We start from the raw sequence: 13,706 nt of genomic DNA, 5'->3' as shown, positions 1-13,706 counted from the left end.
TTTTAAGGCCGGGTGTTTGGCGGACCTCCCCAACTCGGGGCGGCCCGCGGGGGGCTTTCGGCGGGGCTAAAAAAAAACCCGCCCACACATTCAACACCCCCCGCCACCTCGGCGCCCCCGCAAAAACGCGGGCCGCTTTTGATTCTGCAGGATGGTCTGTTAGAATTCCTGGACGAGGGAAAGCACATGCCCGCCAGCGAAGACGGCAGCCGCCACGACGGCCCAGGGCTCGATCGGTTCGAGATGGTGCGGCGCGCGCCCGGTCATAGGCTTCAGGGCGCCGTCACTGACATATGCGGCTTTCGCGAAACCATGCCAGGCCATTTCCGCGCCGTCGAATATGCCTCGCTGACCGTGCCGCTGGTCATCAGCTTTGCCGAACCCTTTGCCATCGGGCTCGGCAAGGACCCGAGCGACAATGACCGCTTCGCCAGTTTTGCCGCCGGCCTTTATGCCGGCCCGGTGGTGATCGAATCCTTCGGCGGCGCCTGCTGTGTGCAGATCAATTTCACCCCGCTCGGCGCCCGTCGCTTCTTCGGCCGGCCGATGAGCGAACTGACCGACCGCATGGTCGGCCTGGATGACGTGCTCGGCGTCGAAGGCATCGCGCTTCGCGAAAGGCTTGGCAATGCGCCGGATTGGAGCTCACGCTTCGCCATCGCCGAGGTCTTCGTCGCCGATCGGTTGGCAACCGCAGGCCGCACTCAAGCCGAAATGGTCTGGGCCTATGAGACGATCGTCTCGACGCGTGGGCGGATCCGCATCTCGACGCTGGCCGAAAAGCTTGGCTGGAGCCGCAAGCATCTTAACGGAAAATTTTCGGACGCGGTCGGAACCGGCCCAAAAACGCTGTCGCGAATTGTCCGCTTCAACCATGCGCTTGGCCTGTCGAGACGGGCCAACAGCGATTGGGCCGACATTGCCGCCGACTGCGGCTATGCCGATCAGGCGCATCTGGTGCGCGAGTTTCGCGACCTCGCAGGCGTCACGCCGACGACTGTCGCCGCGAGGTAACATTTCTTCAAGACGCGCAACCGGCCTTCGCCCAGACTGGGTTGATCGACCAACACAGCGAAGGAGATTGCCATGCCGAACACCACCGAAGCACCGCGGCTTTACCCGGCGCTGCGCTACCGAAATGCCGGCAAGATGATCGACTGGCTGTGCGAGGCTTTCGGCTTCAGCGTCCACGCCCGCTACGGCGAAGGCGACGTGGTGCACCATGCCGAACTCGCATTCGGCTCCTCGATCATCATGCTCGGCACGGCCCGCGACGATGCCTATGGCAAGATGGTCGGCGCGCCCGGCTCGGGCGGCGGCAAGTCGATCTATGTCGCGGTCGCTGACGCCGACGCGGCATACGCGCGGGCAAAAACCGCCGGCGCCGAGATTCTGGAAGAGCTCACCGACCGCGACTATGGCAGCCGCGAATTCATCTGCCGCGATCCGGAAGGCAACGTCTGGTCGTTCGGCACCTACTGGCCGAAGGCTGACGAGCCCGCCAGCTAACGCGCCAGCCCGAAAATCGCGTCGCAGTCGAGGTGGGTTTCCAGCTCGGCTGCGATCTCGTCCAGTGCCCGTTCGACCTCGGCGCGGTAGTCGATGCCGCCGCCCTTGACGCCGAGGCTTTCGAGGAATTTCGCCCGGAAGGCATCGGCGGAAAACAGCCCGTGCATATAGGTGCCCAGCACCTTGCCGTCGGCCGAGATAGCGCCGTCATCGATGCCGTTGATAACGGCGGACGGCCGCAGCGTGTCTGGACCGGTGGTGCGGCCGAGATGGATCTCGTAGCCCTCGAGCGGCAGATCGAATTGCACCGAGCGCGCGCTGACGTTGCGCACCGTCTTTTCCGGGTCCATCACCGTTTCGACGTCGAGCAGCCCGAGGCCTTGCGTCTCGGTAACGCTGCCCTCGATGCCGTCGGGATCGCGCACGACATGGCCGAGCATCTGGAAGCCGCCGCAAATGCCGACGATATGGCCACCGCGCTTCCTGTGCGCGGCAAGGTCGCGGTCCCAGCCGTTCTCGCGGAATTTCAGGAGATCGCCGATCGTCGACTTCGAGCCGGGAATGATCACCAGACCCGCATCTTCGGGCAAGTGCTCACCAGGCGGCACGAACACCACCTCGACCTGCGGTTCGGCCTTGAGCGGGTCGAGATCGTCGAAATTGGCGATGCGCGAGAGCACCGGCACGGCGACCTTCAGCGCGCGCTTCTCGCCTGACGCCAGCCGTTCGAGCACAACGGAATCTTCAGATGGCAGCCGCGCCGCCGCCTTCAGCCACGGCACGACACCAAAACAGCGCCAGCCGGTGAACTTTTCGATCGCCTCGATGCCGTCGTCGAATAGCGAGACATCGCCGCGGAACTTGTTGATGAGATAACCGACGATCATGCGCCGGTCCTCGTCCGGCAGGATCAGATGGGTGCCCGCGACCGAGGCGATGACGCCGCCGCGATCGATATCGCCGACCAGGATCACCGGCACGCCGGCGCGCGTCGCGAAGCCCATATTGGCAATGTCGCGGCTCCTGAGATTGATCTCGGCCGGCGATCCCGCGCCCTCGACGATGACCAGATCGGCGCCCTCGCCGACCTTTGCCCAGGAGTCCAGCACGGCATCCATAAGCCGGCCCTTCAGCGCCTGGTAGTCGCGCGCCCGCGCCTCGCCGAACACCTTGCCCTGCACGACGACTTGAGCGCCGATATCGGTTTGCGGCTTGAGCAGCACCGGGTTCATGTGGATGGTCGGCGGCACGCCGCAGGCGATCGCCTGCAGCCATTGGGCGCGGCCGATCTCACCGCCGCCTGAAACGCCTGGAATATCGGCGACGGCCGCGTTGTTCGACATGTTCTGCGGCTTGAACGGCCGCACTTTCAGCCCACGGTTCCTAGCCGCGCGGCACAGCCCGGCGACGAGCACCGTCTTGCCGACATCCGAACCCGTGCCCTGCAGCATGATCGCCTTGGCCATGTCAGCCCCTGCCCTGCGCAACGGTTGCGGTGATCGTCGACTTGGCTGCCAACGGGCCGCCGCGCCAGAGATAGAGCGCCAGCAGCGGCTCCTTGCCGGTGCGCATGGCGTGGCTGACGTCAGAGGCATGGTGGATCACCTCGCCCGCCGCTCGAAGGCGAAAACCGCCATCGCCCATGCGCCATTCGGTGCCGCCGGTCAGCGGGATGTAGATCTCCTCCGCGACGTGGTGGTGATCGGGGTAGACGATGTCGGGTCCAAGGATCAGCAGACCGCCCGCGACCTCTTCATTGACGAAATGGCCGCGTGTGCCGAACACCTCCAGCCAGCCATAATTCTCCATGAAAATCCTGCCGAAATCCGCCTCGCCATAGGTCTGGCCCCAGTGCAGATCGCCACGACGCTCCGCAACCAGCCGCGCCAACGGCTTGGCGGCAGCGGGAACGAGTTCGACGATGCGGTCGAGCTGGTGCAGGCAAGCGATCGGATGCGGCTCGAGCCGACGCGCCGGCATGGCCCAGCCGATCCGGGCCACGGCATCGCGCACCAGCGCATCGTCGAACGTCTGGAGATAGGCCTGGAAGCGTCCAAGCAGTTCGTCGAAATTTGTCGTCACACTTTGCTCCAAAGCGCATTCGCGCACAGCGGCTGCGCAGATAGTTAGATCGAGACGGTCGGGTTGCGCGGCGGCATCATTGGTCTAGATTGGACGGCGCGCAAAGCCAAAAACGACAGGCCAGCAGGCCGGAAACATCAGGGAGCACGCCATGGATGCCGCTGTCGATGCGGGCACCAGCCAGTTCGAACTCAACGAGGACCAGCGCGCCATCCAGGAGATGGCCGAGGCCTTCGCCGCCGACCGTGTGGCGCCGAACGCACTCGACTGGGATCGCAACAAATATTTCCCCGCCGATGTGATCCGCGAGACAGGCCCGCTCGGCCTTGGCGGCATCTATGTCCGCGACGATGTCGGCGGCTCAGGGCTCGGCCGGCTCGACGCCGTGTTGATATTCGAGGCGCTTTCGCGTGCCGATCCGGCGTTTTCCGCCTTCATCTCGATCCACAACATGGCGGCATCGATGATCGACCGCTTCGGCAGCGACGAGCAGCGCCGCCGCTTCCTGCCGAAGCTGACCTCGATGGAATGGCTGGCCAGCTACTGCCTGACCGAGCCGGGCTCGGGCTCGGATGCGGCGGCGCTGAAGACGCGCGCGGTCAAAAGCGGCAGTGACTATGTGCTAAATGGCGCCAAACAGTTCATCTCGGGTGCTGGCGACAGCGACATCTACATCGTCATGGCGCGCACCGGCGCCGACGGACCGAAGGGCATTTCCACCTTCGTCGTGCCGAAGGACGCGCCCGGCCTGTCCTTCGGCGCCAACGAGCACAAGATGGGCTGGCACATGCAGTCGACCCGCCAGGTCGTCTTCGAGGATTGCAAGGTGCCGGCCGAAAATCTTTTGTCGGCTGAAGGCGCCGGTTTCGGCATCGCCATGGCCGGGCTCGACGGCGGCCGGCTGAACATCGCCGCCTGCTCGCTCGGCGGCGCGCAATCGGCGCTCGACAAGGCGCTCACCTACACCGCCGAGCGCAAGGCTTTCGGCTCGAAGATCAACGAGTTCCAGGCGCTGCAGTTCAAACTCGCCGACATGGAGACCGAACTGCAGGCAGCGCGCATCTTCCTCTACACCGCCGCCTCGAAGCTCGACTGCAAGGCGCCGGATGCCTCGAAATGGTCGGCAATGGCCAAGCGCTTCGTCACCGATACCGGCTTCAACGTCGCCAACGACGCCCTGCAACTGCATGGCGGCTACGGCTATCTGCACGATTACGGCATCGAGAAGCTGGTTCGCGACCTGCGCGTCCACCAAATCCTCGAAGGCACCAACGAAATCATGCGCGTCATCATCGCACGCGCGCTGATCGGACGTTAAGGCAGTAGGCAGTAGGCAGAAAGATGACCGGCAAGATCAATTCGTATAAGGATCTTATCGTATGGCAGCAGGCGATGGATCTGGCCGTCACAACCTACTCCCTGACCAAGGCATGGCCAAAAGAGGAATTGTATGGGTTGACCAGCCAAATCCGCAGCTCGGCAACCTCTATTCCTGCAAACATCGCGGAAGGTTATGGCCGAGACAACAGAGGCTCCTATCAGCAATTTCTCAGGATAGCGCAGGGGTCGCTGAAGGAGTTCGAGACGCACCTCCAGATCGGTGAACGCATTGGCCTTGCTACGCATGATCAAGCTTATCACGTGCTTTTAGCAACCGAGGGCATCGGAAAAATGCTTCGCCAACTTATTAGCAAACTTGCGCCCGAATAGGTCGCCTACTGCCTACTGCCTACTGCCTACTAAACCACGGAGCGCCATTATGACCACCATCGCCTTCATCGGCCTCGGCAATATGGGCAATCCGATGGCCGCCAATCTGGTCAAGGCCGGGTATGCCGTGCACGGCTTCGACCTGGTGCCGGAAAACCTCGTCATCGCCAGAGAACACGGCGTCGTCATCATGGCCAATGCCGTTGCAGCGGTGAAGGATGCCGATGCGGTCATCACCATGCTGCCGGCGGGCAAGCATGTCCTGTCGGTTTACGCAGACATCGCGGCCAAGGCGAAAAAAGGCGCGCTGTTCATCGATTCCTCCACCATCGACGTCGAGTCGGCCCGAAAGGCCCATGCCATCGCCGCCAAGCACGGGTTGCTGACGATCGACGCGCCGGTTTCCGGCGGCACCGGCGGTGCGGCGGCCGGCACGCTGACCTTCATGGCCGGCGGTTCGAAGGACGCCTTCGCCAAGGCCGAACCAATCCTCAAGCCGATGGCCGGCCGCATCGTTCATTGCGGCGACGACGGCGCCGGACAGGCGGCGAAGATCTGCAACAACATGATTTTGGGCATTTCGATGATCGGTGTTGCCGAGGCCTTCGTGCTGGCGGAAAAGCTTGGCCTGTCGCACCAGGCGCTGTTCGACGTCGCCTCGACCTCGTCCGGCCAGTGCTGGTCGCTGACCACCTACTGCCCGGTGCCCGGCCCGGTGCCGACATCGCCCGCCAACAATGGCTATAAGCCTGGGTTCGCAGCGGCGCTGATGCTGAAGGATTTGAAACTGTCGCAGGAGGCCGCACAGAGCGTCGGTGCGGCAACGCCGCTCGGCGCCGAGGCAGCCCAGCTCTATGCGTTGTTCAACGCACAGGGAAATGCCGGCGCCGACTTTTCCGGCATCATCAATTTCCTGCGCGGTGACCCGGCGTAAGCTCCAATTTCGTAGTTTTCGATCTGCCCAAAGCGGAAAGTCGGCAAATTTAGGTTTGCTTAAGCTCTTGCTAACCCTGCAGTAACGATGTGCGTTTAAAACGGATTGCGAGGCGGACATCCGCCCGGCGCTCCGGATCAGGTCTCGCGTACCGGAGCCCGTAAGTTTCGCCGTAAGTTTCGCAAGTGTATTGTTGGCGAAGCGCCATGCGTATCTGGCAAAGCCGCGTTCCGATGGAGCGCGGTTTTTGCGTTTCGCATTCTTCAAGGACAAGGCGATCGCCCTGGCGCGACTCCAGATGATCGTCGGCCTCGTGGCGGCGGTCCTGACCTACGTTGACGACCGACGCGTCAGCTGCGCTACTTGCGTGCGAGTAAGACGTGAGCCTCTTGGGGGAATATCAGCTCCCCTCCAGTTGAATAGATTGCCAGCGAAGAACTGAGATCAGCCGTGATCGCTGCGATGACGGCGTCCCGATGTCCGGCCTCCATTCCGCTGACCAGCCCAGCCTGCGGAGTCGCTGCCAGCTGTAATCGCACATATTGCTTTGACGAGGGGAACCGGATGTTCTGTGTCGTCGTGTGGATGGTCACCTGACGAAATCCCGCCCCGGCCACCAATCGGTAAAGCTCGTCCGCATCGGCGAGTGAATGCTCGGACCGTTTCGTTGCCGAAGCGCCCGGACCGAGGTGTCGATCCAAGGCATCCGCCAACGCCTTTGCCGCGGGAGTGTGCTCGATAGCGCTGAAAACGTTTAAGACCAGTCGGCCGTCAGGCACCAGAACCCGGAACATCTCACGTAGCGCACTCGATCGGTCCGGAAAAAACTGCAGTCCGAGCTGGCAAAGAACCAAATCAAAGGTGGAGTCAGGAAACGGCATTTCGAGCGCGCTTCCCTCGTGCCAGTCGATACGCGGTCCAGCACCTCTCGGGAGCGAGCGAGCAACGGCAAGCATGCCCGTGTTGATGTCGAGGCCGACGACCTGCCCATTTCCCATACGCTCGGCCGCCGAGCGTGCCACCACGCCGGTGCCGCAAGCTACGTCCAGAATCCGCTCACCAGATTGAGGCGCAGCACGATCCAAAAGGTCGGCAGCCCACTGGGCTGTGATTGCCGGGACCAGATAGCGCTCGTAGAGTTCCGCAGCGCTGCCTTCCAGCTGCCACTGCTCTTGCTGGGCCATTGCGCCCTCCCGGACCAGCCGTTCGGGCAACGGGCCGATCGGCGCTTCAAGCAGCCATCTTAAAGCACGTGTCTGTCGACTAGCAACCGGACCGGGAAACATGGATACAGAGCAGATCGCTAGGACGATCCGCCCGCCACCCTAACGAGACCTTTACTGCTGCTCGTTTCCATCGACGAGACGAATGGCAACATTCCGTCCACAGCCGAATCCAAACCGAGGAACCATCGGCCTTTCGGATCACTTGTTGAAGTCGACAGAACACGTCTCTGGTCGATAGCGTGGACAACGCGTTTGAGGAATTCTTGGCCGCCGGCGGTGAGACTGTGCAACCGCCATTCGAGATCGCGGTCGGACGGTGCGCCCGTGTCCGCGATCCTTTCGGCAACATAGTTGTGATCTTGGACCAATCGAAAGGGAGGTTGGTCACTGACGCGAAGGGGCACGTCATCGGTGTCAAGGCGGGCCAGTGATCACGCGTGGTCGTCGATACCGCCAACAGCCTCGCCTGGCGAACTCTTCGCCATAAAGCGGCATTCAAACTCCGGGCGCCCGATTACCGGACGCCCGGCGATCGTTCCATCTTACCGCTTGCGCAAATCTGCTTCGGCCAGGTCGAGCGCCCTCGCGATGCGGTCGCAGGCCATGTCGATCGTCTCGCGCGTCCAGATCAGCGGCGGTGACAGGATCATCGTGTCGCCGGTGGCGCGCAGCATCATCCCTTGCGCAACCGCGTGGTCGCGAACCATCACCGCCGCGCTGCCGGCCGGCAGGAAGCGCTCCTTGGTTGCCTTGTCCTTGACGATCTCGATCGCTCCCATCAGCCCGAACGAGCGCACCTCGCCGACCAGGTCGTGCCCGCCGAGACGTTCCTGCAAAGCCCTGGCGAAGTAAGGCCCGGTGTCGTTCCTGACGCGCTCGACCAGACCCTCGCGCTCGATGATCTCGAGGTTCTTCAGCGCCACCGCGCAGGCCACCGGGTGCCCGGCATAGGTGTAGCCGTGATAGAATTCGCCGCCCTTTTCGACCAGCGTCGCCGCGATGCGGTCGCCGACCAGCAGCGCCGACAGTGGCTGATAGCCGGAGGTCAGCGCCTTGGCCGTGGTGATGGTGTCGGGCTCGACATCGAAGGCTTGTGCCGCGAACCACTCGCCGGTGCGGCCATAGCCGGTGATGACCTCGTCCAGCATCAGCAGGACATCGTATTTGCGGCAGATGCGCTGCACCTCCGGCCAATAGCTCATCGGCGGGATCTTCACCCCGCCCGCCCCCATCACCGGCTCGCCGATAAAGGCGGCCACTTTGTCGGCGCCGGCTTCGAGTATGGCGTCCTCGACGGCCTTTGCCGCGCGCAGGCCGAAATCATGGTCGCTTTCGCCGGGCAGTGCCAGCTCATAGGCATAGGGCATCATTACATGGACGATGTTGGGCACGGCGCCGCCGAGCTGCTTGTGCATCAAATCCATGCCGCCGAGCGAGGCGCCGGCGATGGTCGAGCCGTGGTAGCCCATCTTGCGCGAGATGATGCGGTTCTTCTCGGGCCTGCCTTCCAGCACCCAATAGTGACGGACCAGACGCAGCGCCGTGTCGTTGGCCTCCGAACCGGACGAGCCGTAGAACACCTGGTTGATGTGCCTTGGCGCGATCTCCGCCAGCTTTTTCGACAGCAGAACCGGCGTCGGCGTCGAGCATTTGAAGAAGGAGTTGTAGTAGGGCAATTCCTTCATCTGGGCGTAGGCGGCGTCGGCCAGCTCGTCGCGGCCATAGCCGACATTGACGCACCACAGCCCGGCCATGCCGTCGAGGATTTCCGTCCCTTCGGCATCGTAGATGAACGGCCCGTTGGCGTGGGTGATGATCCGCGAGCCGGTCTCGCGCATCTCTTTGTGGTCGGTGAACGGATGAAGGTGATGCGCGGCATCGATCTGCTGAAGCTGCTTCAGCGAATAATTCTGGTAGGTCATATCTGGTCTTTCCTCTTGAACCAATCCGGCTGCTTTCGCGCCGGGGCGGATTCGTCAGAGGACAGCGGGCGGCGAATAGCCGATGCGGGCGCACAGCCGCAACAGCTCGGCGCGAAGCGTGCGCGACGACGGCGTCACCGCGACCCCAAATGCGCAACCCGATTTCGCCAGCCGAGCCATGCATGCACCTTAGGCTGCCTCGAGCCCTCAGTTCAAGCCGTGCCGGTCAAGCGACGCCGGTCAATTGGTGCCAGTCAGGGCCCGTTGCAGGAAGACGTACTTCATCGCCGCCTGTGTGGCCTGCGGCCGCCGATCGCCGCGTCCACCATGGCCGCCCTCGGTCTCCTCGAAGAACAGCGTCTTGCCGTGGCCGGCCGCCTGCAGCCGTGCCGCCATCTTGCGGGCATGCCCGGGATGGACACGATCGTCGGCGGTCGAGGTCGTCAGCAACACCGGCGGATAGGCTGCATCCGTGTCTACATGCTGGTAGGGCGAATAGGCGGCGAGCCAGGAAGCCTCTTCCGGTTTCGCCGGATCGCCATACTCGGCCATCCATGACGCGCCGGGCGGCAGTTCGGTGTAGCGCAGCATATCGAGCAGCGGCACGTCGATGATCACCGCGCCGAACAATTCCGGGTGCTGGGTCAGCGAGACGCCGGTCAGCAAGCCACCATTCGATCCGCCCTGGATGCCCAGCGTGGCCGGTGTGGCGATGCCGCGTTTGACCAGATCTTGCGCCACGGCGGCGAAATCGTCGAAGGCATTCTGGCGATTGGCCTTGAGCGCCGCCTGATGCCAGTTCGGGCCGAACTCGCCACCGCCGCGGATGTTGGCCTGCACATAGGCATTGCCCTTCTCCAGCCACAGCCTGCCGCGCACGCCGGCATAGCCGGGCAGCAGCGGCACTTCGAAGCCGCCGTAGCCGTAAAGCAATGTCGGCACGGGTCCATGCAAGTCGCGCCGCCTGACGACGAAATAAGGGATCATCGTGCCATCCTTCGAGCGTGCCTCGAACTGTTCGGAGACCAGGGACGACGCATCGAAGCGCGCCGGCTGCGATTTCACCGCTGCCAGCGTCGCCGCATTGTCGTCCGACCAGATGATCGAGCTCGGCGTCAGGAAATCGGTGAAGGAAAAGGAGACGCTGGAACCGAAATGCTCGGCATGGCTGATGCCGACATTGCCGTTTTCGGGCAACGCCACGGGCTTGAACTCCCAGCCGCTGTCGCTGCGCGCGCCGGCAACGACCTTGCCGCGCACATTGTCCATCAAATTGATGAACAGCCGGTCCTGCGTGCGGGCAATACCGGCGATCGAGACACGGTGCGCCGGCTCGAGCACGGTATCGAGGGATCCGAATAGCCCGGTTTCGATCCAGCGCTCGAAATCGAGTGAATAGAGCCCGTCGGGCTTGCACAGCGTGCCGTCCGGCGCCGTCCATGGGGTACGCACGCCGAAGACGAACTGGCCCTTGAACAGCGCTGTATCGGTGGCGTCGTCCGGCAACGGGATCCGCCTGTTTTCGCCGGAAGGCAGCCGCAGGAAACTGTGCGAGGCGAAGAAGTCGATGGTCCGGACGAGGAAGACATGACGCTTGTCGCCGTCGAATTCGACGGACCCGCCGGCGGCAAGATCCTGCTTCAGCGCCTCGAAGATCGGCATCGCCGCTTCCAGTGGCGCGCCGCGCCGCCAAAGCTTGACCACGCGCGGATAACCGGACTGGGTCTTGTCGTCCTCCTCGAAGGCGGCGGAAACGATGACTGTATCCTCGTCCAGCCAGCTAAAGCTCGATTTCGAGGCAGGAGCGCGAAAGCCGCCATCGACGAACGATCTGCTTTCGATATCGAATTCGCGCATCTCGCTGGCATCGCCGCCATCCGGCGACAGGCTGAGCAGGCAGCGGCTGAAGTCGGGGTAAAGTCGGCTGGCGCCGCTGAACACCCATTTCACCCCCTCTTTCGCCGCCAGACTGTCGAAGTCGATGATCGTCTGCCATTCCGGCTTGTCGGTCTTGTAGGAGGCGACCGTGGTGCGCCGCCAGAGGCCGAGTACGTTCGTCCGGTCCTGCCAGAAATTATAGACATAGCCGTTGATAGCGGCCCCGACGGCGATGTTATCCTCGGCCGTCATCAGGTCGAGCGCCGTCTCGAACGACGTCCGATAGGACGGATCACCCTGCAGCTCCCCGACCGTGATCGCATTTTGGCGATGCACCCAGTCGAGGGCCTGCTTGCCTCGTCTGTCCTCCAGCCAGAGAAAGGGGTCTTTTGTCTCGCCGGCTGAACCTGGCTGCTTTTGAGTGATCGGCTTGGTCATGCGGTCTCCAAAAATTCGTCAGGCTCGGTGCCACAAACATCGGCATGGCGCTACCGACATTCAACCGGAACACGTAAATACGAATGGTCGGAGATTGCCATGACAAGGCTCTCTGCATGGACTGCGAGGAACCTCATGCAACGTCTGTACATTGCGACTGAGAAGTTTGATCCATCCCATGGCACGGGATGGGACAAATACATGGAGTGGTCGGGCCTCACCCAATTGACAGAGGTCGTCTCTCTCGACGGCATGCTGTGCCCGACCGCACTTGGGGAGATAAAGGATAGCTACTGGCCCTACATCGTGAACGAAGATTTCATGCTGGATTTCTTCGTGGATCTGGAGTTTTTGCGTTCGCAATTGACCGATACGAGCAACCTTAACATCCTTGGCGTAATCCGAAGTCCTTCGGCGGATCTGCGCTCATTCGCTTGGGACGAGTTCACCTTCATCGGCTATGATCTGCTCGACAAGAACGTCGACATCAGCGCATTGACCAATTGCGGTGGTTTCCCCGACGTCTTCGCCAACGAAGAGCTATCCTGCGTTGGGCTGATAGACGACTTTGATCGCGCCGTTGAGATTCAGGAATTGCTGCACAAGACGCATCCCGAAGAACGCCACGCCGACTGTGACCTCTGGGCGGTCTTCAGGCGGCAAGACAATTGAGGATCTCAGCATCCGGTCGGAATCTCACACCATCCGCCGCCGCATGACGGTTGTAGTCGCCAGCGCCAGGCAAATGGCACCGAGCGTCATTGGCAGGCCGCCGGCGCCAACAACATCCATGGCGCTGCCCGCCAGCGGCGGCACGGCGATGCCGCCGACGCCCCACATCAGCGAGAAGGCGGCGTTGCCGGCGACCAGTGCCGAGCCGGTGAACCGCTCGCCGAGTTCGATGATCGACATCGTGTAAATGCCGTAGGAAACCGCGCCCCAGATGAAGACGCACGGCCATATCAGCGGCGTCTCGATGAGAACCGGCAGCAGCACGCATCCGAGCACCGTCACCGAAACACAGATGAACCGCACCAGCCGCGCCGTCAGCCGCTCCGCCAGCAAGCCGAGCGGCACCTGCATAGCGATATTGCCGGCGATCATCACTGAAAGCAGCGCCGACATGCGCGCTTCGGCGATGCCGTAATGCGTTCCATAGACCGGCAGCAAGGCGAGCACCGCCTGTTCAAAACCGGCGGCCACGATCACCGCCGATAACAACAGCCAAGCCTGCGGCACGAACCCCAGCACCGAAACCCGGTGTCCGCTCTCGTCGACCCTCGGCAGCCGTGCCAGCACAGAGGCCAGGCAGGCGCCGCAAAACAGGAATGCGCCGATGCCGACCAGAAACGGCGGCCATCCCTCGGTGCCGACGGCAAGCAGGCACAGCGGCCCCGCCGCAAAGCCCGCCGAAATGATCGTCGAATAGATGCCCATGACGCGGCCGCGGCGTGCCGGCGGCGCCAGTGCGATCACCCAGACTTCGCTCAGCACGTAGAGCGGGTTGGTGACGGCGCCGATCAAAAAGCGCAGCGGAAACCACAGATAGACATTTTGCGTCCAGCCGATCAGCGCCAGCACCAGCGCGGAAAGTGCCGCGCAAGTAAGCGCGGTGCGCCCTGCCCCGAAACGCCGCGCCAGCGCCGGAACCAGCGGCGAAGAGACGATGAAGCCGATCGGCGTCATTGCCGCCGACAGGCCGATCATCGCCGGCGAGACGCCCTGGCGCTGCAGGATGAAGCTCAACAGCGGATAGCTCAGCCCTTGCGCGATGGCGAACACCGAGACGGTGGCGATCACGCCGGTGATCGCCGCCCATTGCCCTATTTCGCCGCTGCTTTGTTCCGCCCGGTCCATGATGGAGGATTAGCGTTTCGGTTCCGTCGCGGTAAGCACCGGCAACGAAAACCGCTTGCGCCAGCCGGAACGCGATCAAGAGGCTGGCGATCCCGCCGGCTGCCCCCAGGGCATGTCGCTTCCCTCGTCCTAGTGGTCGCCGCCTCCGCA

The 13,706-nt window shown here is 63.0% G+C and carries 12 protein-coding genes; 6 read left to right on the top strand and 6 right to left on the bottom strand.

Annotated features, from left to right (window positions below; all coding sequences use genetic code 11):
• Positions 1 to 186: 186 nt before the first annotated feature.
• Together AC0L2X_RS08175 and AC0L2X_RS08170 are read left to right on the top strand one after the other, a co-directional pair.
• On the top strand, positions 187 to 1,014 hold the full coding sequence (locus tag AC0L2X_RS08175) for a helix-turn-helix domain-containing protein (protein ID WP_473556695.1): 828 nt from the start codon (positions 187 to 189) through the stop codon (positions 1,012 to 1,014).
• A gap of 72 nt (positions 1,015 to 1,086) precedes the next feature.
• On the top strand, positions 1,087 to 1,509 hold the full coding sequence (locus tag AC0L2X_RS08170) for a VOC family protein (protein WP_473556697.1): 423 nt from the start codon (positions 1,087 to 1,089) through the stop codon (positions 1,507 to 1,509).
• Here AC0L2X_RS08170 and AC0L2X_RS08165 read toward each other — a convergent pair.
• Complete coding sequence (locus AC0L2X_RS08165; RefSeq protein ID WP_473556699.1) at positions 1,506 to 2,975, bottom strand: cobyric acid synthase; 1,470 nt, start codon at positions 2,973 to 2,975, stop codon at positions 1,506 to 1,508. The two genes, AC0L2X_RS08170 and AC0L2X_RS08165, sit on opposite strands and share 4 nt — an antisense overlap.
• A gap of 1 nt (position 2,976) precedes the next feature.
• Positions 2,977 to 3,591 (bottom strand): dimethylsulfonioproprionate lyase family protein, encoded by a 615-nt coding sequence (locus tag AC0L2X_RS08160; protein WP_473556701.1) that lies wholly within the window; start codon positions 3,589 to 3,591, stop codon positions 2,977 to 2,979.
• 151 nt (positions 3,592 to 3,742) lie between these two features.
• On the opposite strand from AC0L2X_RS08160, the gene AC0L2X_RS08155 reads away from it, so the two are divergent.
• From AC0L2X_RS08155 to mmsB, 3 genes are read left to right on the top strand one after another with little or no spacing between them, the layout of a single operon-like run.
• Positions 3,743 to 4,909, top strand: a complete 1,167-nt coding sequence (locus tag AC0L2X_RS08155; protein ID WP_473556703.1) for an isobutyryl-CoA dehydrogenase — start codon at positions 3,743 to 3,745, stop codon at positions 4,907 to 4,909.
• Positions 4,910 to 4,932: 23 nt separating this feature from the next.
• A complete protein-coding gene (locus tag AC0L2X_RS08150) occupies positions 4,933 to 5,301 on the top strand; it encodes a four helix bundle protein (protein ID WP_473556705.1) in 369 nt (122 codons plus the stop codon).
• A 49-nt stretch (positions 5,302 to 5,350) separates the two neighbouring features.
• A complete protein-coding gene (mmsB, locus tag AC0L2X_RS08145) occupies positions 5,351 to 6,235 on the top strand; it encodes a 3-hydroxyisobutyrate dehydrogenase (protein ID WP_473556707.1) in 885 nt (294 codons plus the stop codon).
• Positions 6,236 to 6,594: 359 nt separating this feature from the next.
• Here the strand turns inward: mmsB and AC0L2X_RS08140 are convergent, their stop codons facing one another.
• The 3 genes from AC0L2X_RS08140 to AC0L2X_RS08130 all read right to left on the bottom strand — a co-directional run bounded on the left by AC0L2X_RS08140 (position 6,595) and on the right by AC0L2X_RS08130 (position 11,699).
• Entirely contained in the window at positions 6,595 to 7,419 is an 825-nt protein-coding gene (locus AC0L2X_RS08140; protein ID WP_473556709.1) for a methyltransferase domain-containing protein, read from the bottom strand.
• A 584-nt stretch (positions 7,420 to 8,003) separates the two neighbouring features.
• Positions 8,004 to 9,383 (bottom strand): aspartate aminotransferase family protein, encoded by a 1,380-nt coding sequence (locus AC0L2X_RS08135; RefSeq protein ID WP_473556711.1) that lies wholly within the window; start codon positions 9,381 to 9,383, stop codon positions 8,004 to 8,006.
• A 240-nt stretch (positions 9,384 to 9,623) separates the two neighbouring features.
• The gene (locus tag AC0L2X_RS08130) at positions 9,624 to 11,699 is read right to left on the bottom strand and encodes a prolyl oligopeptidase family serine peptidase (protein WP_473556713.1); all 2,076 of its coding nucleotides are present in this window, start codon (positions 11,697 to 11,699) and stop codon (positions 9,624 to 9,626) included.
• 99 nt (positions 11,700 to 11,798) lie between these two features.
• Here AC0L2X_RS08130 and AC0L2X_RS08125 point away from each other — a divergent pair, with 99 nt between their 5' ends.
• The gene (locus tag AC0L2X_RS08125) at positions 11,799 to 12,371 is read left to right on the top strand and encodes a hypothetical protein (protein WP_473556714.1); all 573 of its coding nucleotides are present in this window, start codon (positions 11,799 to 11,801) and stop codon (positions 12,369 to 12,371) included.
• A 24-nt stretch (positions 12,372 to 12,395) separates the two neighbouring features.
• Here AC0L2X_RS08125 and AC0L2X_RS08120 read toward each other — a convergent pair whose 3' ends face one another.
• Positions 12,396 to 13,556 (bottom strand): MFS transporter, encoded by a 1,161-nt coding sequence (locus AC0L2X_RS08120; RefSeq protein WP_473556717.1) that lies wholly within the window; start codon positions 13,554 to 13,556, stop codon positions 12,396 to 12,398.
• Positions 13,557 to 13,706 lie beyond the last annotated feature (150 nt).

It is taken from the genome of Mesorhizobium sp. WSM4828, assembly GCF_055811175.1.
Note: the sequence above shows the minus strand (reverse complement) of the source record. Positions and strands in the feature narration are given on the sequence as shown.

What these genes read in the sequence shown, in the direction of transcription:
- AC0L2X_RS08175 (WP_473556695.1), top strand. Translation starts at nt 187, where the DNA reads ATGCCCGCCAGCGAAGACGGCAGCCGCCACGACGGCCCAGGGCTCGAT.
- AC0L2X_RS08170 (WP_473556697.1), top strand. Translation starts at nt 1,087, where the DNA reads ATGCCGAACACCACCGAAGCACCGCGGCTTTACCCGGCGCTGCGCTAC.
- AC0L2X_RS08165 (WP_473556699.1), bottom strand. Translation starts at nt 2,975, where the DNA reads ATGGCCAAGGCGATCATGCTGCAGGGCACGGGTTCGGATGTCGGCAAG.
- AC0L2X_RS08155 (WP_473556703.1), top strand. Translation starts at nt 3,743, where the DNA reads ATGGATGCCGCTGTCGATGCGGGCACCAGCCAGTTCGAACTCAACGAG.
- AC0L2X_RS08150 (WP_473556705.1), top strand. Translation starts at nt 4,933, where the DNA reads ATGACCGGCAAGATCAATTCGTATAAGGATCTTATCGTATGGCAGCAG.
- mmsB (WP_473556707.1), top strand. Translation starts at nt 5,351, where the DNA reads ATGACCACCATCGCCTTCATCGGCCTCGGCAATATGGGCAATCCGATG.
- AC0L2X_RS08140 (WP_473556709.1), bottom strand. Translation starts at nt 7,419, where the DNA reads ATGGCCCAGCAAGAGCAGTGGCAGCTGGAAGGCAGCGCTGCGGAACTC.
- AC0L2X_RS08135 (WP_473556711.1), bottom strand. Translation starts at nt 9,383, where the DNA reads ATGACCTACCAGAATTATTCGCTGAAGCAGCTTCAGCAGATCGATGCC.
- AC0L2X_RS08130 (WP_473556713.1), bottom strand. Translation starts at nt 11,699, where the DNA reads ATGACCAAGCCGATCACTCAAAAGCAGCCAGGTTCAGCCGGCGAGACA.
- AC0L2X_RS08125 (WP_473556714.1), top strand. Translation starts at nt 11,799, where the DNA reads ATGACAAGGCTCTCTGCATGGACTGCGAGGAACCTCATGCAACGTCTG.
- AC0L2X_RS08120 (WP_473556717.1), bottom strand. Translation starts at nt 13,556, where the DNA reads ATGGACCGGGCGGAACAAAGCAGCGGCGAAATAGGGCAATGGGCGGCG.